This window comes from Psychrobium sp. nBUS_13 (assembly GCF_051201665.1).
Lineage (GTDB): Bacteria > Pseudomonadota > Gammaproteobacteria > Enterobacterales > Psychrobiaceae > Psychrobium.
The window spans coordinates 3191403-3214188 of sequence record NZ_CP179210.1; the positions used below are offsets into that span (position 1 = coordinate 3191403).

A 22786-nucleotide genomic window follows, 5' to 3' on the forward strand; every position below is an offset into this window, starting at 1 on the left:
TTAGCTTTCGGAATGCGTTTGAGCCTCCAATGCATTGACAACATCACTATTAAGCGCATTAATTGTATGATGATGTAAAACGACATCATCATGCAAATCACCTAATTGCTTTTCCAAACTATCAAGTTCAAATGGTTTTAATAAAAAACCTGAAACACCGCTCGCAATGCATTCTTTAACATCATCAAGCTTTTGATTGCTAGTGATCATAATAAATGGCAGCGTTTTCGTGTCGTAAGAAAAGCGAATCATGCGCAGCAACGAAATGCCATTAAGTTTAGGCATATGCCAATCGCATAACACCATGCTATAAGAGTTTTGTTTAATTAATTCGTGGGCTTGCTCGCCATCAACAGCTTCAGTGATGTTGGTAATGCCAAGGCGGGACAACATATCGATAATGATAGCTCGCATATAAACGACATCATCAACGACTAAGACTTTCATTTCCTTCTTAAGCGCACTAGTATAGTTCTCTAGCATCACAACCTCCCTATTCGATACTAAAAAAGCACCACACATTAGACGAAAGTAAAATTGCGATGCATCAAAAACAAGTATTAATACGCTCAAGTTATGAACGAGTTATTTAATAATGGCTCCCTTTATCACGTCTCCATTTTGATTTTTTACTGGCTCTTTACTCGTAAATATAACAGCTGGCAATTCATCAAAGACGTTTATAGGTGCCATACCCGATTCGCCACGGTTGTCTGACAACATGATATTTCCATGAGTTTGCCAGTTATTCCACGGCATTCTAAATCTAGGCTCTTTGGTATCTATCGTTGGATAATAAGCAAACTCACTAAAGCGTTTAGTTTCTTTATCAAAAAAAACTTCATATTTATTCTCTGGCGTTACGCCAACATCATTAAACGTCATTGTTAACACATCGACTGGACGACCATCTAAGCTCATATCTTCGCGGGTATAGGCCAAGTTGACACCATCATCATGAAGTTTAAATGGCATCACGACCCAATAAGAATCATTGATCCAAACCTTATAACCCCAGTCCATTTTCTTGTTAAGTTGTGCTTTGTCTGTTATTTCCTGTCCATTTTCCCAAACGCGCCCTTGTTTGGTATGAACATTCATCAACAATAAGTCGCCTTTGCCGTATTCAATGCGAATATCGCCCGTATATTTGTCCCATACATGAAAACGCTTACCAAAGAATACCCAAGATAAGTAACGTGTGTTGTTATAATTTTCGCGCCCACCAATGGCTTCTACACTGGCGTTAGCAATTTTTAATGCACGTTGATCCATGTTTGCTTGAGCAATACTGTGGCTGCTAAAAAATATTGCGCTTAATACAACTAAGGTGGAGAGTATTTTCATCATTCACTCATTTGTAATTCAAGAAGGCTAAGATAATAAAGTAAAAAACATACCCAAGCTACATGAAGGTGCTCGATTTCAGCAAGTCGAGAAACAGTTGCCGGTTGGTCGCTTATCGCCTTGCCCATAGGAAGCTTGGGGATAGCTCATATCAGCTTGTAGTTTACTTTATTTAGTCACATCCTATTTGTTATTCGAACACACCAAACTCATAAAATACAAATAACAACAGTTCTCATTTGAATTAATATTTAGATCACGTATGATAGCGCGTAAAACTAACTATCCTATCTCTTATGGAAAGCGTAACAATGAGAAAAAACTACTTAGCAAAATCAATTAGTTTTGCACTATTAGCATCTACTGCCGTTTCAACGACAGCCATTGCTGATGAAAATACCGACATTGAAAATATCGTTGTCAAAGGTCAAAAAATAGACCGCAGTCTCCAAGAAACACCAACCAGTGTTGCCGTATTAACAGCGAGCGATCTTGAAACGAATAACATTTCTAGTGTTAGTGAAATCTTTGCCATGATGCCAAATGTATCAGGTGATTTTCGCGAAGGATTCAACATTCGCGGCGTAGACGCATTTTCTGTATCAGGTGGTGGTAACAGTTTCTTAGCAACGATATACATGGACGGCGCACCACTGCCATTTCGCATGGCGAAAAGTGGTGGACTTTCGATGTGGGATATCAGCCAAGTCGAAGTATTTCGTGGTCCACAATCGACACTGCAAGGTCGTAATGCACTAGCTGGCGCGATTGTATTGCGTTCAGAAGATCCAACTTACGAAACAAATGGCAAGTTCAAAGTTACCGCGGGCAATCACGGTCAACGTGAATACGCTTTTGCAGGCGGGACATCGCTAATCGATGACGTCTTAGCCATTCGTGTAAGTTACGAAGACACCGCATATGATGGCGACATTGAGAATATTACGCGCAAAGAAGGTTCAAACTTCGAAGATAGCGAAACGCTACGCGCCAAAGTGTTATTTGAGCCAACTGAAAATGTCGACGCTCTATTCACTTATACCCGCAATGAAAACAAATACGGCCCAAGATGGAGCAAGTTTAATCACGGTGGTTCAGCATTTGACCGCACCGTAGACACCAACTCGTACATTTGGGAAGAGACAAAAACTGACATCTTTAACCTAGAAGTTTCTTGGGATATCAGCGATGAATTAAGTTTCCATTCGATCACTACATACAATGACTCTGAGTACGGCTATAACTGGGATGGCGATATGCAACCAACGCAAATCGTTGTTGATACGCAAGATTTCCGCGTTGATAAAACCTTTAGCCAAGAATTGCGTTTAGCTTACGACGGCGAGAACGTCAAAGCCGTTGCAGGTTTCTACACCTCAAAAGTAGATGTGAAAGACGACGCTATCGGCGAACGCTTCTATCCACTGCAAAGTGCCATTGGCACCAGTGACTTTAGTGTTGCCATCACCGGTCTATTAATGCAACAAGGCCTAGATGCGGCTACTGCCGCGCAAACAGCAGCGTTTGTTACACCGCTTTATCCAAACATCGATCCAATCATTTTAAGTATGAATTACGGATTAAACCAAGAGATAAAATCATCGGCAATCTACGGTGATATCACTTGGTCTGTTAACGATAAGTTCGACATTCTTGCAGGTCTTCGTTATGACACCGAAGAGCAAAGCAACAGCTCAAATAACGACTACAAAGTTAATAATACCTTGCCCGATCCAGCAACAGTGCCTGCGCAAATAGCACCTGTAGTTTCTGGTGTTAACGCCTACTTGAATCGCCTTGCGGCGAATGCATCGGGTATTGGTGAAAAATCAAAAGATGACTTTGATGCGTGGTTACCAAAACTTGGCGCGACTTATCATATTAATGATGACAGCTCTGCGAGTGTAATTTACCAACGTGGTTACCGCTCAGGTGGCGTTGGCTTTAATATCGCACAGGGCGAGAGCTACAAATACGATCCTGAATACACCAATAACTTTGAGTTATCTTACCGTTCAGTCAACTTGGATGGCGACTTAGTCTTTAACGCTAACTTGTTTATGCTGAAGTGGACTGATCAACAAATCGAAAAGCGTGGCACTAGCCAATTTGATACAGAAACAGTCAACTCAGGTAAGTCTCAAGTGAAAGGGTTTGAAACTGAAATCTTTTACACGCCAAACGACAACCTAACGTTAAAAGCAGGACTAGGCTTAGCTAAGTCTGAATTTACACAATTTGTCATCGAAGTCGAAGGACAAGATGACCTAAACTACAGCGGTCAACGTTTCCATGATTCGCCAGAGTGGACAGCAAACATCGCGGCTAAATACGACTTTGATAATGGTGTTTACATCAATGCCAACGCTAAATACCAAGACGCTAGCCCAGCCTACTTAGACGCTCAACGTTCACTAGGCGCAGAGCGTTATGCATTAGATCAAAACCCACAAAATGACGGCCGTACCATCGTTAACGCAACACTGGGTTACAACTGGGATAAATACAGCGTGCGCCTAGATGTTGAAAACCTATTTGATAAAGACTACATCGCCTACTACACGCGTAATGCGCTACCTGGTGAAGGGTTTAACAATTACGGTCAGCAATCCATTGGCAAATCACGTCAAATTTCAGCGAGCTTCCAAATGCAATTCTAATTGTCAAAATAGCCACTTAGCTTATTGAGTGGCTATGCTCCTTTAAAGAACAAGCACCGCCGCTAATGCCAATACAGCAGGTACGCCCTGCACTACCATAATTGACCGCTTAGCCGTTAAACCACCAACAATTGCAGCAACTAATACACAAGATAAAAAGAAGCACTGGATCTGTTGACCAAACTCCGCGCTAGGATGCACTAATCCCCAGATTAATCCAGCCGCTAAAAAGCCATTATATAACCCCATATTGGCTGCTAGCGCTTTCGATGTTTGGGCATCTTCTTTAGACATGCCAAAAACCTTGAGCGTACGTGGCTTTGTCCACATAAACATTTCTAACACCAAAATATAAAGATGCTCAATGGCAACCAGTGCCACAAGTATTAACGGTAATATTTCCATAGTTTTATTAGGGTCTGTTGATCTTTTGAGTTCATTTTTGCAGCAATTTGTTTGAGGTTTCTACAAGGCAGAGCCTATGTTGTGTAGCTGGCTCGATAATAGCTCCTGCATTATCCTAATGAGCTACATCCCTGTAGCAATACACGAATAGGCGAAAACGCCGTAGAAATCACAAACAAATGCTGCCCGTAGGATTCACCTAAAAGTATTTTGTGCCGCGTTATTCGTCACTCACTGGGGTAAACTCAGCATCAATCCTCATGCCTCGCCCACAGGGATGTGGGTGCTTATGCTCAGTCTGGAACAATGAACATGTGCCCACAACCCTTTTAGATTGAACAAAATTTGAACTACAAAGATCAACAGACCCTAGTGGGAATGACGGCTATAGTTATCATCAAACTTTTAAGGTACTTCATATCGTGACGAGCCATGAAATCTTTCTCATTGCGGCGCAGCGAGAGCTGCGTCAGTTCAGCATCTTTAACCAACATGGAAGTATGCATCAAACTCGTAGAAACACGTTCGAAATGAGCTGTGAGTAACGCTGAACCGATAAAAAGACAAATGGTAATAATTGTAGCTAATAACAGCTTGGTTTTAATAGTGAGATTACTAAGCATAGTGCTATCCCTTGCATTGAAAAATTGTTACGCCTGTTCCTTCAGCTCAAAGCACTTACTATCCTAGTGGGTAATAAGTTTTGAACAATTGGCGATTAATTAAACGAAGCTATCCAATCTTTTTATGACAGTAAAGAGCTTTCTAGGACTTTAGTAATAAAAATGTAATATGATCTATATCTACTTCGCAATGGATGTAAGGTAAACTTGCCTTAATCTCACGCCCTAATTAACGACATTAATCATGACATCAACGCCTTTTCTTACATTGGTTAAACGCCTCTTAGTAGCAGCCTTCCTATGCGTCTCCGTAAGTCACTGCGTGAATGTGCCTCAATCTAGTCTTCAAGATGCAAAAATACCAACCACAAAAATAACCTTAGTTGATGTAAAAGAGAGCGATTTTCATCAAATAAGCGCTATATTTCAGGTAAAAAGCGATAAAACGACCGCCTTTAAAGTTATTTCAAATCTATCGAAAACAAAGGAATGGCTACCTGAAGTAGCAAGTATTCAAACAGTTGAGGTTTATGATTTTAATAATTTCTTACTACGCACTGTCTTAGATAGTCCTTGGCCATTTAAACAACGAGAAACTATTACTTGTGTCAGTACCACATTTGACGAAAAGACAACACGCATTGATATTAAGAGCTGCCCTCAACGTTATCCAGCCAATGAAAGCTATGTACGTGTTGAACAGTTAAAATCAAGCTGGCGCATCAGACAGTTAGCAAATGACACAGTCGAAATAGACTATCAAGTATGGCTCGATCCAAAAGGCTATGTGCCTGCTTATTTTTTCAATCAGCAACTACTAACACGAACAAAGAATTCACTGAATAAACTACAAATAATAATCAACGACACGTCCCCCAAATAACGTTATACCAATTGCATTAAATATTTGCCCACTTGTACTTGTTAAAATTAACTAAAATGGCGTTGCTCTCAATCCTAATAGCCAGCTATTAGTCAATCGAGCGCCTTGTTTTAGCTGATTTTCTCTACGCACAACAAGATCACTTACTTAATGCAATTGGTATAACGTTGAGTATTGGCGTGGTTTCACCAGCAGCCCTTAAAGAAGTGACCACCGATAATTTAACATCAGTGGCAGAAAAAGCCTTGCGAGCCGCAACAGAGCAAGGTGGCAATCAAACTGTTGAAGTTAACTTTAAAGCAAGTTAACTTCCCTACATTAAATAGACAGGTAAATTATTACTTATTAACCTGTTTATTATCACTGACCACCATCATTTCACATTTCACACAGTCAAAAACAAGTTTAAGCGTGTCGTTTCCAATTTCAATTTGAAGTGGTTCGGCTTTAATGTTTGGCACTTCTTTTGGACATAAATTGAAGTTGTAACGCAAACAGTGGCGAGTCACCATCAGTGGCGCATCTTCAGTCACGGTATTTAATTCATACGCATCTTCAATATGAATAACGCCGTGCTCAGTATAAAAATCACGGGCGCGTTGGTTAGCAACATTGTCTAAAAAGCTCAAGCTATTGGTTGGATACACCGCATCATCGTTGCGCTTCCACGCTTTAGGACGAACATAATTTGTAATTCGCGCAGACGTCAATGCTTCAATTGCATCGCGACGTAACCCATTTAGTACACCAGCAGGCATAAAGTAATTTTCAACGCCATTAGTCGCTAAGTTTTTTAATTTAAAATCCGTGCTGCCAAGCTTACAAAGTTGCTTATTAAGCGTTGCAAGAGAGCGCTTACTATCTTTTGCTGCTTGATGTTCAAACTCGGTATCAACAGTAATGACTGAGCCAAGGTTATCATCCACTGTCAGTGCAAAACCGCCATCGATTATTGCCAGTGACATATCAACATCAATGATTCGTTTGCCTGACGGTTTAGCAAGTAAGGCTTCAAATGAATGATCGTGATTTCGATATAGTTTCATGCCAACCTTTAACGACGAAGGCATATTAACCACATATAGCTTATTGCCGTCGGCACGATTAACACGCAAACCTTCAGTCTTATCATCACTCATTACCGCTTTTTTATGATCTTCAACGAAATAACCTAGTCCATCAGCATTATTGAAAGTCACGTCAGAATCAACAGTAAAGAAATCTTTGCCAATACTTGCGACAGTCCCTACTGCTTCACCCATGTATTTAGGCGTTTGGAAATCACTTAAACCATCGGTTCTGTCATTGACAAAATAATCAGTTTTACCGCGATTAAAACTCTTATCAGGATTTGGTGTAAAGGTATGCTCAGTGCGTCCGTGAGACATGTTAGATAACTCAGGGCGACGCGCCATAATCTTATCGAGCTCTTGACGGTAATGAGCCGTAATGTTTTTCACATAGCTCAAATCTTTAAGGCGCCCTTCAATCTTAAATGAGCGTACCCCCGCATCAATCAAGGCTTCTAAATTGTCAGTTTGGTTATTGTCCTTTGGCGATAACAAATGTTCATTTTCAACAATGGTCTCACCTTGACGCGTCGACATATTGCACGGCAGACGACACATTTGAGAACATTCACCACGGTTAGCACTACGCCCAGTATAAGAGTGAGAAATGTTACATAAACCACTGTAACTCACGCATAATGCGCCATGAATGAAAAACTCTAACTGCATTTTAGTGCTTTTGGCCACCGCACGAATTTGCGGTAGTGTTAACTCGCGCGCAAGTACAACCTGACTAAAGCCGACTTGTTCTAAGAACGCTGCTTTTTCTGGCGTTCTATTATCCATTTGGGTACTAGCGTGAAGTGCAATCGGCGGGATATCGAGTTTTAAAATACCCATATCTTGGATAATTAATGCATCGGCACCTGCTTCATATAATTCCCAAATAAGCTTTTGGGCAATATCGAGTTCTTCATCACTCATCGTCGTATTGATAGCAACAAAAACCTGCGCATTATAGGCATGAGCAAAATCACATAAGCGTTTAATATCATCAACGGTATTGCCTGCACTATAACGCGCACCAAAGGCTGGTCCGCCAATATAAACGGCATCAGCGCCGTGTAAAATGGCTTCCATTCCGGACTCAGCATTTTTAGCGGGTGCTAATAACTCCAGTTTATTACTACCGACGTCAATAGGCGTCATAATACGCGCTTCGTCAGACAGTGGCAGCGCTTGCGGCGCTTTAGGATCAAATATTTGTGCTTGCTTCATGACTATTTAACTGCATTGTGGCGCATACGCGCTTATATTTATTGCGCGCATTATAGCGTGTTATGGGGCAAATGGGAGCACACAGACAAACAATAGCGTGCGCAAAGTCTCCACTTATTTTAGACAAATAGCGACTTTTCATGAATACGTATGCACCAACTATCCAAAGATCAGTGCATTGATTAGCATGGTTAGCTGTTTTATTGTGGCTTACAAAATAGGTAAATAATGAAAAAGTTAAGCGTAGTAATGTTGGGGATATTAGGCGTCACAGGTTGTATGTCATTATCAAATCAAGTATCGCAACCGTCACTAGATAATGCTTCATATTTTATACAGCCCTCCGCTGACTTTGCTGGTCATTGGCTAACGCCACAGCTCATTCTTTTACCTAAGCGAGACACAGTAACGTCAACATTGATAGTTGGCGGTGATAAACCTCAGAGTATCTCTCTTAAAAAAGTTGATTTACCCACGGATATTGCAAAACGCTTCCCGCATTTATCTGATTTTCAAGGCTATGCACTATCACAACCAACACAGCAGATAAAAAAATGGCTAACTCAGCCACTGATCATTAAACAGTTAGACAACCAACAACAAGCGTCTTTTTCTCGCGTGCAATTTGGTAATTTGCTCGATGTTCTCTATACCTCAGGCTCGCAAGATGCTAACGAGCTAACTGATTTAGGCTCAACAACTAGCAATGGCAAAACGCAATTTAAATTGTGGGCACCGACCGCCCAACAAGTATCGGTTCTAATTTACGATAAAGAACAAAGCGGTCCTGCGCAGCAAATTAACATGCATTTTAACGACCAAACTGGCGCTTGGACTTACCAAGGTGCAACAGACTTATCTGGTCACTATTACCAATATCAAATCAGTGTTTATCACCCTGCGAGTAAAAAAAGTTGAAACGCTGACAATTAGCGCCCCTTATTCGCTTAGCCTGTCAGCAAACAGTAAATTATCACAAGTCGTCACCTTAAATACCAATTGCATTAAATATTTGCCCACTTGTACTTGTTAAAATTAACTAAAATGGCGTTGCTCTCAATCCTAATAGCCAGCTATTAGTCAATCGAGCGCCTTGTTTTAGCTGATTTTCTCTACGCACAACAAGATCACTTACTTAATGCAATTGGTATAAATGCTGATATTGCTCAGCGGCCATTACAGGTTCGAACGTTGTAATCACACATTCAACAACACCATTCTTTACAAAAGGATCATCGTTTAATACGTCTCGTAAAGCTTGTTCACTGTTGTGTTTTGAAAGTAAAATTCCGCCAGTTCTAGGCTCTTTTCTGCCACCAAATATCAAATTACCATTCGCATATTCAGCCGCCAAATATTCTCTGTGTTGCACAGTTAACTCCGGTGTTGCCTTGGTTATATCTGTAAATGTCATATCCACTAAAAACATATACCCTCGCTTTTTTATAATAAATTGTTTATCATCGTCGCTACTTATTTAGTAGCAACATCGTTGCGAATGTTAATGCTATGTTTTTAGAAGCGAAAAATAAAAATGACGACACCATTACCTAATCAACCTGTTAGAGGATCAGATTCAGGCATTCCTATCATGGCAGCCTTTGATCTACTTGGCCGTAAATGGAATATGAGAATATTATGGGAACTAAATCAGCAAGTCTTGAGCTTTCGTAACCTACAGCAACGTTGCAACGACATGTCACCGTCGGTACTTAACACACGTTTAAAGCAATTAAGTGATGCAAAATTATTAAACTCGACACCTGATGGTTATCAATTAACAGCCTTGGGGAAGTCTTTAATGGAAAAACTTAACCCATTGCGAGAATGGGCAGCGCAATGGAAAGCGCAAATATCTTCGTAAGGATTATTTCACCTCACGAAAATAGATTCTATTGTGTTAACTGATTAGTCAGCTGTTGTAGCTGTTCTTTTAAAGTCAGCATTTGCTCCATGTCAGCGGTGCTATTACACAGCATTTCTTGTCTCATGACTAACGCATCGCTTTCTAATAACTGCCCTTGTTTTGTCAGGCTAATCATAACAACACGTTCATCATCTTTGCTTCGAGTACGACTGACAAGCTGCGCGGTTTCAAGGCGCTTTAACAGCGGCGTTAGGGTTCCAGAATCAAGATTGAGTCGGTTACCTAACGCTTTTACACTACTGTTCTTATGCTGCCACAACGACAACATAACAACATATTGCGGGTAAGTAAGTCCCAACTTCTTAAGGTGTGGTTGATACACCTTAGTCATAGCACGACTAGCGTTATAGAGGGCGAAACATAACTGATTCTCTAACGCTAATTCTTGATAATTACTCATCAGTGACTACGCTGACAATAATTTTTGGATGTCGCTTTCGATAGCTTCAGGTTTGGTTGTGGGCGCGTAACGTTTCACAACCTTGCCGTCTTTTCCGACTAGGAATTTAGTGAAGTTCCACTTGATGCGTTTCGACCCTAAAATACCACGGGCATTTGTTGTGAGGTAATTAAACAACGGCGCCGCATTTTCACCGTTCACATCAATTTTTTCGAACAACGGAAAAGTAACGCCGAAGTTTAACTCACAAAATTGTGAAATCTCATCGCTACCACCTTTCTCTTGCTCACCAAATTGATTACAAGGAAAACCTAGAACGCTAAACCCTTGCTCTTTTTTGGCTTGATAAAGGCTTTCAAGCCCAGCGTATTGCTTAGTAAAACCACACTGACTTGCTGTATTAACAACTAATACCACTTGCTCTGAATAGTCAGCTAGTGAAACTTGCTCACCAGCGATAGTGTTAACTGAAAAGTCATAAACTGAATTGCTCATTATTATTGCCTCGTATCTTTCTTTATGATGCCACCAATGTGGTGACATCGTTTTGATAGAAGCATCATACCAAAAATTAAATTGTGTACAATTTAATTTTTAACAATCCATTTGATTCAAATGGCTTTTGCGATCGTGATCGCTAATTAAAGTGACTCATGTGGGCCGAATACTTCATAATGAATACGTTCATCTGCCACGCCTTTGTCTAACAACGCCTGCTTGGCAAATTGCATGAAACCGATAGGACCACATAAGTAAAAATGTCCGTCATTTAACGGCAGTGATTCAGATTCAAAGTGCATTAATCCATTGAATTTATTCGGCTGCTCAGCAGCACTATTGAGATACCACACTTTATAGTCCCAACGCTGCTTATCACAAATCGATTTATTATGCGTATCAAATGAATGTTGATCGACACCTTCACAAGCATGATAAAAGTGCACTGGATGTTGGTAGCCTTGCTTATCTAACGTTTCTAACATCGATTGCATTGGCGTAATACCCACACCAGCAGAAATTAAAACAACTGGCGTTTGACGGTCGACAAAATAGAAATCGCCAGCGGGCGCATACAACGAAACCGTATCGCCCTCTTCCACATGTTCATGTAAGTAGTTAGACACAACGCCTTGAGGGTTATCACCGCCAAGCTCACGTTTCACACTAATACGGTAGCTATTATCGTTGGCTGCTTGAGAAATCGAATACTGACGAATTTCCGTATACTCACTGCCTAGCGGCATAACTTCAACACCCAAGTATTGCTCACTGTGATAATTAATAACGCCTTGGCCATCAACTGGTACTAAAGTAAAACTGGTCACCAACTCAGACTCTTTCTTTTTAGCGGCAACGTTAAATGCGCGCTTACCTTGCCAACCGCCAGCTGCCGCTTTGCGTTCTAAATATAATTGACCTTCACGATCGATAAATATCCCTGCTAAGAAGTCATATGCCGCTGTCCATACTTTCCCAACCTCACGAGTAAATGCGTCTGGTGCAAGCTCGCGCAATGTTTCAATAAGATGATGACCTACAATTTGATAATGATCTGGCTGAATATTAAAGCTCGTGTGCTTTTGCGCAATTCGCTCAACCGCAGTCGACAAATGCGCCAAATCATCAATATGCTTTGCATAAGCAGCTATCGCTTCAAACAACGCTACTTGTGACGCCCTGTATCTTGATTTGTCGGATTAAAGATGTGTTTTAATTCTGGATTATGAAAAAACATCCGTTGATACAAATGAGCAGTTATACCAATTGCATTAAGTAAGTGATCTTGTTGTGCGTAGAGAAAATCAGCTAAAACAAGGCGCTCGATTGACTAATAGCTGGCTATTAGGATTGAGAGCAACGCCATTTTAGTTAATTTTAACAAGTACAAGTGGGCAAATATTTAATGCAATTGGTATTAACGCACTACCTGCATTTTCAAGTAGAGGGATAGTGCTTTTAACAACATCAATATGGTGGTTCGATAACATGTAAATAACTCCAATCGCTAAAATAAAGGCATTACCCTGCCCTTCGCCATATTGCGAATAGCAGGGAAATACTAAAAAGGGATTAAGAAATTAGCGTGGCTCGTTACGCCACAAGATAGGTAAATAAATCACAAAGAAAATTGCAGCGGCTAACGCCCAGAGCGCAGCACTGACAACCCAGGCGATAAGATTCAAATGAAGAACAGCAAGCACGACTCGAATAAGTGCGGCGCTGCCCATTAATAGAAATGCGACACTCATCCAGCCACTAGGTTTTAATGCGCGTCCAGTATGCCCTAATGACACTCGGCTCATCATGGCAAAAATCATTAAACCAATTGCCCCAATTGTTATCATGTGCAATGCATCGCTAAAGGCTAGGCTGCCTAAGAAGTAGCTTAATCCAAGTAATATCATGCCAAGCCCCATCAATAAATAAGACAGATGCAACGACCACAACAATGGAATCGTCAGTGTTTTCTTGGATTGCCAGAAACTTAGACGCCATAAATGAAGCACGCCACCCAAAATCATGATGCTGGCAGGTGTAAACGGCAATTCGACAAAATAACCAACAAAATAAAACAACGCGCCAATTACCGACACACTAGCCACTAATGGCGTCATCCATGAGGGTGTTTGAGGCGCAGGAATGCGAGCACCAGAGGCGGTGAAAAACGGAATAACACGCCCCCCCATCAATCCCATTAAAATCACAAAGGCTAAAACTGCAGTACGAGCAATATGCATAGTCAGCGCTTGAGATTCAAAAATAAACGGACTAGCAATCACGCATATATTCAACAAGCCAATGACTGACATTACTGGCAACAGCACATAATTTCGCTTGTTTTCGCTTTTAAACAACAAACGTGAAAAAGCAAAAATCACGATACTCCACCAGCTTACTTGTGCCGCAATCGCCACGGCTAGCCAACTTGAGGTATTAATATAAAGCCCAGCCCGCACAACAAACCACAAACCCACTAAAAGCAATATCCAGCCTTTAGAAAGACTAGGTAACTTGGTCCATGTTTGCGCCGCCGTAAGAACAAATCCAACAGCGACTGTTGCTGCAAAACCAAAAATCATCTCATGGACATGCCAAACATGTGGCGTCATCACAAAGCCATCGGTAAATGTGTGTCCTAGAAAAAAGCCAACCCAAACACCAAGACTGATAATAGACGACAATGCCGCTAGCAAGAAAAAAGGCCTAAAGGCTAAACTGAGAAAGTCATGATGAAGCACTTTATTCAATCCACGATGTTGCGGTTCTTTAATTTCAATTCGCGGATCTTGTGGTTGTATTACTGCCATGATTAAAATGCCTTATGACCTAAATTAAATGCCCCAACACAGCGTGTCGCATAACCCAGCTTGAATACGGCTGCGCTAACAATTGTCAGCAGATGTGCTGCAATTTGTGTTGCCAATGATAAATGATGTCCAAATCCATAAGATGCAGTTAACGCACCTAAAAACACACATAGCGCAATTACCATTACCCAATTTGCCATCATGACTAATCGCAAATAATGAGTGTCACTCTTTTGATTATCAGGTACTAAATCGTTCGCTAATATTGCCATCAGAAATCACTTTTCATTGTATTGTTAAACCCTATATAGCAACAGCAATGCCAACATTAAAATTGTTTTATATCAATAAGATAAAATACCAAACAATAATTAGTGTCATATTGACACTTTTATTCGGTAGTCATAATGACTACAATGAATCAATGTGACACTAAACATATCGAAAAGCCATGCACCCTATTACCTCAGATTCGTTACTCGAACTTTCACTTGATTTAGCGACGAGTCTCAATGCAAAAGATCGTTTTGAACGGCTCCTAATGACTGTTAGAAAAACAATAACTTGCGATGCCGTTGCACTGCTTGCTTTTGAACACGAGGTGCTAAGGCCTTTAGCACAGCAAGGCCTGAAAAATGACGTATTAGGTCGACGCTTTCAGTTGCAAGAACACCCTAGATTTATGACTATTTGCCAGTCAAAAACTCCCGTCAGATTTAGCGCCACCAGCCCATTACCAGATCCATACGACGGGCTACTTATCCAACATGATGGTGATTTACCCGTTCATGCGTGCATGGGACTACCATTACATTTTGACGACCAGCTCATTGGTGTACTTACCTTAGATGCACTTGAGCCCGACGTATTCAACAACATCGCCAAGCGCACCTTAGAAATTATTTCAGCCTTAGCAGCAGTTAGTCTCAATACTGCGATGACGCTCGAATCTATTAGAAAAACAGGCTATGCATACTCAACAAGTTGTTGAAACATTAGCGTTGCAACCAGGCAATATAAAAAGCAACGAAATCATTGGTAATAGCCCTGAAATGCAGCAACTAATGCATGAAATAAGGCTAGTAGCCCCATCACCTTTTACCGTGTTAATCCAAGGAGAAACAGGGGTTGGTAAAGAGCTCGTTGCCAGTGCAATTCATGCACATTCATCACGAGTTCATGCCGCTATAGTCCACGTCAATTGTGCGGCACTACCTGAAAACTTGATTGAAAGTGAGCTATTTGGCCACGAAAAAGGCGCCTTTACTGGCGCAGAAAAATCACGTGCAGGTAAATTCTCAATTGCCAATGGCGGTACATTGTTTTTAGACGAGATAGGCGAGCTTCCACTTAGCGCTCAAAGCAAACTGCTACGCGTATTACAAAACAACGAAATTCAAGCGCTAGGCCAAGACAAAGTAGAAATTGTTGATGTCAGAATCATTGCGGCGACCAATCGCGATCTCGCTCAAGAAGTAGAAGATGGCCGCTTTCGTGCTGATCTATATCATCGCCTCAGTGTTTACCCAGTTAGCGTGCCAGCGCTGCGTGATCGAATGGATGATGTTCATCTACTTGCCGGATTCTTTTGTGAAACCTTAAAGCGAAAACTAGGCCTTGCCCAAATAGCGCTAAGCGCCGAATTTCTCGATGCTTTAGAACATTACCAATGGCCTGGTAATGTCCGTGAATTAGAGCATTTTATTAATCGGGCAACGTTAAGAGCCAAAGCACAAAACAAACCACCCTTTGCTATCAAACTTAATAAGCAAGATGCAACAGAGTTAATTAACACTGTCGAAGTCATGCCAGAACAGCAAATTGAACAAGTCGCTATTGCAGCAACAGATTTGAAAATCGCTACCAACCAATTTCAGCGCAGCACAATCGAGCGAGTGCTAATTCAAGAGCAAGGAAAATGGGCAGCAGCAGCTAGAGTGCTCAATACAGACCGCTCAAACCTAATGCGTTTAGCTAAGCGACTCGGCATTAAAGTTGAAAAAATTGTCCGTTAACAGCTCACGGCTGCAACACTGCAATTGCGGCCTTGCTCTTTTGCTTGGTACATTGCGTTGTCTGCTTCTTTAAAAAATTGCTGAAAATCAACATTGGCACATTCTAATTCTGCCACACCGATTGAAATGGATAATGATGGCAATTGCGGAAATTCTTTTCGAGCTAATACATTGAATTGCTGTCTTATCCATTCTGCCTTTGCAAATCCACTATCGATATTGGTATTGGGTAGCGCAATCAAAAACTCTTCTCCCCCATAACGACAGATTAAATCACCGACGCGACACGCTCTTTTCATCACAGTGGCGAGAAACTTCAAAACCTCATCACCAACCTGATGACCAAATTCATCATTGACGCGCTTGAAATTATCAACATCAAGCATCAATAAAGACAAGTCACTAGCACCACGTTGTGCCATCAAAACTTCAATCGACTCCTCAAAGTGACGACGATTATGCAGCCCAGTTAATACATCGTGGGCAGCTTGTTTTTGTAACTCATCTTTCAACAAAGTCACTTCATCAATTTTTTCATTGAGTGCAACGTTGAGTGCAACTAAATCATATTCGAGCTCTTTTTGTTCAGTGATATCAGTTGATATACCAATGAACCGGTCAATTTCACCCGCTTCGTTCTTTAATGGTATCTTCACGGTCCAGTAATACAACGTGGTATCAGGCAACTCAAATGTTTCAATACAAGTGACCTTTTTTCCCTTTGTAAAAACCTGTTTGTCAGTGCGCGAAAACTCCTCTCCTTGCTTATCGCCTAGTAATTCATAATTGCTTTTACCAAGGATTTCATCCTCAGACGTTTGAAATAAGTCGCATGTACGTTTGTTGACGTATTTAAATCTCAAATCTGTGTCTTTAATAAAAATATAAGCGCCAGCATTGTCTAAAATAGTAGTGAGCTCTTGTTCATTATCAAAAATTTTCTTTTCAAGATTCTTTTGCTCAGTGATATCAAGTGAGATCCCTAACAAACCATTACAAATACCATTGTTATCATATTGTGGCTTTTTAATAGAAAGGTAATAACGATACTCTTGGAATTCCGGGAGGTAATTACACTCCTCTTGCTTAATTATTTTTCCATTTTCAATAACATCATAATCGTAGATTTCTTTTAGACGTTTACCCGATTCTTCGCCAAACAAATCGCAGTCGGTTTTACCAATAAGCTCTTCAGACGTGAAATTAAACAGCTGGCACACCTGCTGATTAGCATAGGTATAACGATAGTTCTTATCTTTGCAATATACGTAAGCACCGAGGTTATCCAATATGCTATAAAAGTAGTCGACACATTGCATTGAGTCTTCAACGACTTCAAGCGCAATCGCTAAGACTTTGCGGTCACCCACATCAACCGTAGACTGAGTAGCTTTAAGCTTTCGTTTTTTAAATAAGAATGTTGATGGATTGTTTAATAGCGGTACAAAATACTCTTGCCAGTCGTTCTCGCTGATCACAGGCTCAGCTAATTCTAATAATGATTGTGCAGTGGGATTAATATATAACGGCGTCAATTCCTTGTTACAAACGATAAGATAAGCTTGCTGTAATTGCGAAAATATCTCCATAAAACGTTCACCTTAATTTCAACGGTCAGAAAAGTTCACTCAATAAACTCTAGTGAACTGACAGCATGAAATAAAAAACGACTAATATCAAACATAATATCAGGCGTTTTTATCAGGCGAGACGATTACAACGAAAACTGCGGTGGACTAATGTTGAGGAATTAGCGTGAAAAAAGCCTACTATCATGGCACAATAAACACACTATGATATTTTCTTCTTATGGAAATCGATTGAAATAATCAGCACACAAAACAATCGTAAGCGTCTAGGCAAGGCACCTAGACAAGCTTAACATTCCAAGGTAGCAGATATTCAACGTCTTCTGGATTCTTTGCCAACTCGTTTAGGCAGTATTGCAGGTAGCTATCGGCGAACTTGCCGTTGGCCTTCGCCGTTTCAATGAGGCTATACAATATCGCGCTGGCTTTTGCACCCCGCGCCGTGTTTGAGAACAACCAGTTCTTGCGACCAATGACAAACGGCTTTACAGCTCGCTCTGCACGATTGTTGTCGATGCTTATTTGCCCATCATCGAGATAAGTGATGAGTTTTGGCCATTGGTTGAGCCAGTATTTTATGGCTATCCCCAACTTCGTTTTCTCCGGTACCTTCTCTCGGTGCGCTAGTGCCCACGCCTGAATTTTATCAAGGATGGGTTTGGACTGCGCTTGCCACTTGGCCTTTATTTCATCAAAAGATTTTCCTTCCAAGTTAGACTCTACGCCATAAAGTGTTTGGATTAATGACAACACGACATCTGACTTTCCGGTTTTCTTTTTGGGTTGAGCAGCTTTAGCATCGGTAAATTTTCGACGTGCGTGCGCCATGCACCCTGCTAACATTGCCTGCGTTTGACCATAAGCCTGATAGCCATCTACTTGGAGGTATCCTGTATAGCCATCAAGGTAATTAACCACACATTCACCACGCCGATTATTTTGATAATCATAGAGCACTATGTTTGGCAAAACGCTGTTGCTCAGTTTATCTTTGCCCGCGCAATAGACCCACATGTAACAAGTCGATTTTTCCTCGTTGGTAACATTTAACGTCGTTTCGTCGGCATTAATCACACGCTGCTTCAGTAAGTGCTGCCTTAATGCTTGAGTGATTGGCTCAAGAAGCTCGCTACAACGTATTACCCATTGCGACATGCTTTTACGGCTTAACTCTATCCCCAGCTCCCTAAACATAGATTCTTGTCGATAGAGCGGTAAGCCATATTGATACTTCCCACTGATTATCTGACTTAATAAGCTTGCGGTGGCAATACCTTTAGGGATTGGAGATGCTGGCACTGGAGCAACTTTGATTGTATTGCTTGTGTCTTCCCTTTCACATCGGCGGCAACTATATATTTTGGACGCCTTGTTTCAATCACTTTGATTTGAGCGGGGATAAACTCAAGTTTTTCGCTCCTCGCCTCTCCAATTTTGTGAAGCGCACCTTGGCAGCAGTCACAGGTCTTTTCATCATCAGGGGTATCAATAACGACGACTTCTCTTTCAAGGTCTTTAGCTAGCGGCTTGCGTTTCGGCACTTGTTTACCTAGCTTAACTTGCTGGGTTTTACTTTGAGTTATAAGGGCTTTATCTTCGCTATCGAGAGTGTCTTCAGCTTCATTAAAAACCTCATCATTGCCAATAAGCTTTTCAGATTTTTTACCGTAAGTTTTACGCCTAGCTAGCTCGTAGTCCTCGATAAACTGGTTTATCTGTGATAACTGCTCGCTGATGATTTTATCTTTTTCACTCACACTGCCCTGCAACTCAAGCAGCATTTGCTTAAGTTGTGCGGGGTCATCAGGGAGTGAGTTAATGTCTATTTTCATACTCAGAAGCTTAACAAAAAGCCAACGACTATGCGCTATTGAGGGGAAATTAATTCGAGGTAATCTAGAGAGTTTCGTCAATGATCCTTGACGAGAATAAGATCATAATAATGACTGGTAGTTAAGTGTCTCATGGCCAAGCACATCAAAACCAGAGAGTAACCAGTCAAGCTGTTGCACATCTAGCGCTAGTGATTGCTCGTTGATTTTACTGGGCCATTTAAACTTGTGCTTATCTAGTCGTTTATACCACAGGGCAAACCCCGTTTTATCCCAGTAAAGCAGCTTGATTTTATCCTTGGATTTATTGCAAAAAATAAATAGTTCACCGGTATAAGCATCGCGCTCAAGTGAGTTTTCAACAAGTTCAGTTAGCCCGTTAATAGACTTTCTAAAATCAACAAAATCGCGATGTAAATAGATTTGGTCTGGTTCGACAAACATCTTCATGCTTGCAGTCCTTTGAGAATATCAACGATAAACTGGCTTGAGCAGTGGTTTGGCAATATGATTTGTGCGTGTTTTGTTGTGAGCCTGAACACTTGGCTTGTTGATGTGACGTTAGGATTGTCATTATCTTTAGTAATCGTTGCTTTGATAAAGGCTGGCTTACCGGATGTTTTACCTCGAATGTTCGCTCGCACCTTATAAAAGTTGGTTGTTGATATGGCATGCAGCTTACAAAACTCAATGATGCTTAAGCCACTGCGTTGTTGCTCTTCAAAGACTGCTGCCCATTCGTGCTTTTTTCTATGCTTTCTCATTTGACGCCTCTATTTTAAATAAAAGCAATGTTAGTCATTTGGAATTCGCAATGTTATGCGCATTTCGCCAGACGCTTACCTTAGTCGAAAAGGCTTTGATAAAAGCTCATAACCTGCGTAAGCCACCAAAAGGCGTGGTGTTCCATAGCGATCGAGGCTCTCAATATACGAGCGCTGGCTTTAGGAACTTACTGGTTCGTCTTGGGTGTCGAGCTAGTATGGGGGATGTTGGAGCGTGCTGGGATAATGCCGTTGTCGAGCGGTTCTTTGGTAGTTTAAAACACGATTGGTTGTTTAAGGTGCCGCAGCCAACCCGTAAACATATGCGAGACGATGTTGCTAGGTACATGAAATATTATAATGTTGAGCGACTGCATTCAGCTAATGCTGATCAGTCGCCCAATGAATTTGAACATTCCTTTAGGAAAGTGTCCGGTTGGACTTGACCAGAACACTTTTCCATCTCCACAACAAAGGTTATTATTTTTGTCATGTCTTCAAGGTACGAATATTTCTCAGAATTAATATGCCCGCCTCCTTTTACATCAAGCAGTATTGTGGAAGTGTTAGTCTTGAGGCTATTAATTTTAGAAACCCATTTCGCAGGCTCCCAATAGCCTACTGCTGAATCGCTCATACCAGCAGTCGCATATAAATTTGGATACGATTGACGTTTAACATTATCAACAGGTGAATAGCTAAGTTGATACTCAAATATTTCTTTACTCTCTAGCGGGTTTCCAAACTCTCCCCAGTCTTGGATTGTATATTCAAGAGAATCATCAAGTAATGTACTTAAGACATCAACAAATGGCACTAATGCAACAGCAGAATTAAACAAATTAGGATAGTTATTGATTGCATACCCTATTGCCATCCCACCCGCACTAGCACCAGACAATGTGATATTCCCTTCACTAGTCATTTTGTTATCAATAAAAAACTTAGACACACTTATTAAATCGTAAAAAGTATTTTTCTTGTTCAAGTGTGTCGCGCTTTTATGCCAATCTCCCCCTCGTTCATTACCACCTCTAACGTGTGCGATTGCGAAAGTAAACCCTCGATTTATTAGACTCATTTCATACAAAGGGAACTCGGGAGGAATACCTTCACCGTAAGCACCGTATACATACAGATAAAGTGGCGTTTCTTGTGTCGGTGGATAATCTTTGTGATAAACAATACTAACTGGAATTGATGCATCGTCATGCGCTGGTATGCTTATGCGCTTTGCAATGTAGTTATCTCTTAAGAAGCCTTTTACCTCTCGTTGACTCTTACGCTCTAATTGTAACCACGAAGTATTTAGCTCATAACGTACTTGAGGCGTTAGTAACGATTCATAATAGAAGTTTACTTTTCCTGCTTTGACACTCTGCTTGTCACTAATTCCTATTCCATACTCTTTATCTGGAAACGAAATAACAGTGGAAGTATTATTGTCTGTATTAATTGCGACAAGTCTATCTATTCCATTTTTACGTTCGTGAACAATAATAAAAGTATCAAGGAAAATACTTTGATTGATTTGAAAGGAAGTGTCCCTTTTTATAACACTTTTCAATGAAGTAACATCAATCGGCAAAGAGGGGTTAAAGTTATCTATGTAGTATAATTGTCCATTACTATACTCATGATTACTTTGAATATACGCTTTATTACCCACATGCTGAAACTGTATATATCCGAGATCATTTTCTCCAAGCACATCCATCAATTGAGAATTCGGTCTATTGATATCCAGTAAACGTATTTGAGTCAAAATTGGGTTTGATGAGTCTAAAACAAGATAGTTATTAGAGTGTGTCATCGCCAATGTAACGTACAATTCTGGGTTCGCTTCAGCATAGATAATACTGTCGGACTCTAACTCTGAATTAATGAAGTGTCGTTTAACCACATACGGCCGGTTTTGTTCGTCTAATTGAACATAAAAAACAGATGAAGAATCATGTGACCAAATTACATTTGCATAACTGCCTACATTCTTAACTTCTTCTTTAAGTATGCTTCCTGTTATTAGATTTCTAAATCTAATAACAGCATTATTATCTCCATTACTATTTTCTACCCATCCAACAAGCTTTTTATCTGGTGAAATAGTAAACTTACCAAAAGAAAAACCATCGCCTGAGATCTTAATGTCAGTAGGACCGAATAAGCGATAGCGCTTTCCAGTAACTTTATCTTCAGCGAATACAGTGCGATGATCATTATTATTAATGTACTTTGAAACGTATAAAAAGCTGCTATCTTCCCACTCTTCATCAAGTTTATTGGCATTTACTCGATCTAACAGTTCCTTTCGAATTGTTTTTATTGTTTTTTGGTGTTCATGATAAAACGTATCGACCTTATTTTGTTCACTAGTAAGAAATTTTTGAAGTTGAGCATTATCTTTTTGTAATTCTGGCTCAACACGCAACCACTCATATTCGTCGACATGAGTTATACCATGATATTTTTTTGTAATTGAAGGCACTTTAGTATCAGACAAGTCATTAGTTGACATTTGAGTGCACCCTAAAAAAAATATAGCAGCAATGCTCAGAATCAATGATTTCATTTACTTCCACTTATTAACGACATAGATAGAAATAAGTATAGAACAAAATAAAAGGAGCGCTTTTTTAAAGATACGTTAAGACCGTAGTGGTATAGTGAATTTGGTCACTTAAATAGCAGTGTTATCATACACCTTATCAATTTTAGGTGAATCAATGAATACTACAACGAGGCCAA

At 40.5% G+C, this 22786-nt stretch carries 22 protein-coding genes and 1 pseudogene; 8 read left to right on the forward strand and 15 right to left on the reverse strand.

Annotated elements, in window-relative coordinates:
• Both ACMAZF_RS14750 and ACMAZF_RS14755 read right to left on the reverse strand, forming a co-directional pair.
• The gene (locus ACMAZF_RS14750; RefSeq protein ID WP_435274537.1) at positions 1–483 is read right to left on the reverse strand and encodes a response regulator; all 483 of its coding nucleotides are present in this window, start codon (positions 481–483) and stop codon (positions 1–3) included.
• A gap of 102 nt (positions 484–585) precedes the next feature.
• Complete coding sequence (locus tag ACMAZF_RS14755) at positions 586–1350, reverse strand: DUF6503 family protein (RefSeq protein WP_435274538.1); 765 nt, start codon at positions 1348–1350, stop codon at positions 586–588.
• Between the two features lie 308 nt (positions 1351–1658).
• Between ACMAZF_RS14755 and ACMAZF_RS14760 the strand changes: the two genes are divergently transcribed.
• On the forward strand, positions 1659–4007 hold the full coding sequence (locus ACMAZF_RS14760) for a TonB-dependent receptor (RefSeq protein ID WP_435274539.1): 2349 nt from the start codon (positions 1659–1661) through the stop codon (positions 4005–4007).
• Positions 4008–4049: 42 nt separating this feature from the next.
• Here ACMAZF_RS14760 and ACMAZF_RS14765 read toward each other — a convergent pair whose 3' ends face one another.
• Positions 4050–4412, reverse strand: coding sequence for a DUF1304 domain-containing protein (locus ACMAZF_RS14765; protein ID WP_435274540.1), 363 nt, complete (start codon positions 4410–4412; stop codon positions 4050–4052).
• A gap of 951 nt (positions 4413–5363) precedes the next feature.
• Between ACMAZF_RS14765 and ACMAZF_RS14770 the strand changes: the two genes are divergently transcribed.
• Together ACMAZF_RS14770 and ACMAZF_RS14775 are read left to right on the forward strand one after the other, a co-directional pair.
• Positions 5364–5918 (forward strand): START domain-containing protein, encoded by a 555-nt coding sequence (locus tag ACMAZF_RS14770; RefSeq protein ID WP_435274541.1) that lies wholly within the window; start codon positions 5364–5366, stop codon positions 5916–5918.
• A 167-nt stretch (positions 5919–6085) separates the two neighbouring features.
• The gene (locus ACMAZF_RS14775) at positions 6086–6226 is read left to right on the forward strand and encodes a hypothetical protein (protein WP_435274542.1); all 141 of its coding nucleotides are present in this window, start codon (positions 6086–6088) and stop codon (positions 6224–6226) included.
• Positions 6227–6256: 30 nt separating this feature from the next.
• On the opposite strand, the gene ACMAZF_RS14780 is transcribed toward ACMAZF_RS14775, so the two are convergent.
• The gene (locus ACMAZF_RS14780) at positions 6257–8206 is read right to left on the reverse strand and encodes a peptidase U32 family protein (RefSeq protein WP_435274543.1); all 1950 of its coding nucleotides are present in this window, start codon (positions 8204–8206) and stop codon (positions 6257–6259) included.
• A 228-nt stretch (positions 8207–8434) separates the two neighbouring features.
• Here ACMAZF_RS14780 and ACMAZF_RS14785 point away from each other — a divergent pair, with 228 nt between their 5' ends.
• The gene (locus ACMAZF_RS14785; protein ID WP_435274544.1) at positions 8435–9124 is read left to right on the forward strand and encodes a hypothetical protein; all 690 of its coding nucleotides are present in this window, start codon (positions 8435–8437) and stop codon (positions 9122–9124) included.
• Between the two features lie 217 nt (positions 9125–9341).
• Here the strand turns inward: ACMAZF_RS14785 and ACMAZF_RS14790 are convergent, their stop codons facing one another.
• A complete protein-coding gene (locus ACMAZF_RS14790; RefSeq protein ID WP_435274545.1) occupies positions 9342–9635 on the reverse strand; it encodes a YciI family protein in 294 nt (97 codons plus the stop codon).
• 105 nt (positions 9636–9740) lie between these two features.
• On the opposite strand from ACMAZF_RS14790, the gene ACMAZF_RS14795 reads away from it, so the two are divergent.
• Positions 9741–10070, forward strand: coding sequence for a winged helix-turn-helix transcriptional regulator (locus ACMAZF_RS14795; RefSeq protein ID WP_435274546.1), 330 nt, complete (start codon positions 9741–9743; stop codon positions 10068–10070).
• Positions 10071–10098: 28 nt separating this feature from the next.
• Here the strand turns inward: ACMAZF_RS14795 and ACMAZF_RS14800 are convergent, their stop codons facing one another.
• From ACMAZF_RS14800 to ACMAZF_RS14820, 5 genes are all read right to left on the reverse strand, one after another.
• Entirely contained in the window at positions 10099–10533 is a 435-nt protein-coding gene (locus ACMAZF_RS14800) for a MarR family winged helix-turn-helix transcriptional regulator (RefSeq protein WP_435274547.1), read from the reverse strand.
• A 6-nt stretch (positions 10534–10539) separates the two neighbouring features.
• Positions 10540–11028: a glutathione peroxidase gene (locus ACMAZF_RS14805; protein WP_435274548.1), complete on the reverse strand. Its 489-nt coding sequence runs from the start codon at positions 11026–11028 to the stop codon at positions 10540–10542.
• 146 nt (positions 11029–11174) lie between these two features.
• Positions 11175–12194, reverse strand: coding sequence for a globin domain-containing protein (locus ACMAZF_RS14810; protein ID WP_435274549.1), 1020 nt, complete (start codon positions 12192–12194; stop codon positions 11175–11177).
• Positions 12195–12611: 417 nt separating this feature from the next.
• Positions 12612–13841, reverse strand: coding sequence for an NnrS family protein (locus ACMAZF_RS14815; protein WP_435274550.1), 1230 nt, complete (start codon positions 13839–13841; stop codon positions 12612–12614).
• A gap of 2 nt (positions 13842–13843) precedes the next feature.
• Entirely contained in the window at positions 13844–14113 is a 270-nt protein-coding gene (locus ACMAZF_RS14820; protein ID WP_435274551.1) for a hypothetical protein, read from the reverse strand.
• 179 nt (positions 14114–14292) lie between these two features.
• Here ACMAZF_RS14820 and ACMAZF_RS14825 point away from each other — a divergent pair, with 179 nt between their 5' ends.
• Positions 14293–14832: a GAF domain-containing protein gene (locus tag ACMAZF_RS14825; RefSeq protein ID WP_435274552.1), complete on the forward strand. Its 540-nt coding sequence runs from the start codon at positions 14293–14295 to the stop codon at positions 14830–14832.
• Complete coding sequence (gene norR / locus ACMAZF_RS14830; protein ID WP_435274553.1) at positions 14810–15856, forward strand: nitric oxide reductase transcriptional regulator NorR; 1047 nt, start codon at positions 14810–14812, stop codon at positions 15854–15856. Before ACMAZF_RS14825 ends, norR begins: the two co-directional genes overlap by 23 nt.
• Here norR and ACMAZF_RS14835 read toward each other — a convergent pair.
• From ACMAZF_RS14835 to tnpA, 4 genes and pseudogenes are all read right to left on the reverse strand, one after another.
• Positions 15853–17445: a sensor domain-containing diguanylate cyclase gene (locus tag ACMAZF_RS14835; protein WP_435274554.1), complete on the reverse strand. Its 1593-nt coding sequence runs from the start codon at positions 17443–17445 to the stop codon at positions 15853–15855. The two genes, norR and ACMAZF_RS14835, sit on opposite strands and share 4 nt — an antisense overlap.
• A 279-nt stretch (positions 17446–17724) precedes the next feature.
• Positions 17725–19277, reverse strand: a pseudogene (tnpC, locus tag ACMAZF_RS14840) (IS66 family transposase).
• Positions 19278–19379: 102 nt separating this feature from the next.
• Positions 19380–19727: an IS66 family insertion sequence element accessory protein TnpB gene (gene tnpB, locus ACMAZF_RS14845; protein WP_435274555.1), complete on the reverse strand. Its 348-nt coding sequence runs from the start codon at positions 19725–19727 to the stop codon at positions 19380–19382.
• Positions 19724–20041 carry an IS66 family insertion sequence element accessory protein TnpA gene (gene tnpA, locus ACMAZF_RS14850; RefSeq protein ID WP_435274556.1) on the reverse strand — a complete coding sequence of 106 codons (318 nt, stop codon included), beginning with the start codon at positions 20039–20041 and terminating at the stop codon, positions 19724–19726. The genes tnpB and tnpA overlap by 4 nt, the downstream gene beginning before the upstream one ends.
• Between tnpA and ACMAZF_RS14855 the strand changes: the two genes are divergently transcribed.
• On the forward strand, positions 20014–20487 hold the full coding sequence (locus ACMAZF_RS14855) for an integrase core domain-containing protein (protein ID WP_435277258.1): 474 nt from the start codon (positions 20014–20016) through the stop codon (positions 20485–20487). The genes tnpA and ACMAZF_RS14855 overlap by 28 nt on opposite strands.
• On the opposite strand, the gene ACMAZF_RS14860 is transcribed toward ACMAZF_RS14855, so the two are convergent.
• Positions 20433–22610: a prolyl oligopeptidase family serine peptidase gene (locus ACMAZF_RS14860; protein ID WP_435274557.1), complete on the reverse strand. Its 2178-nt coding sequence runs from the start codon at positions 22608–22610 to the stop codon at positions 20433–20435. The two genes, ACMAZF_RS14855 and ACMAZF_RS14860, sit on opposite strands and share 55 nt — an antisense overlap.
• Positions 22611–22786 lie beyond the last annotated feature (176 nt).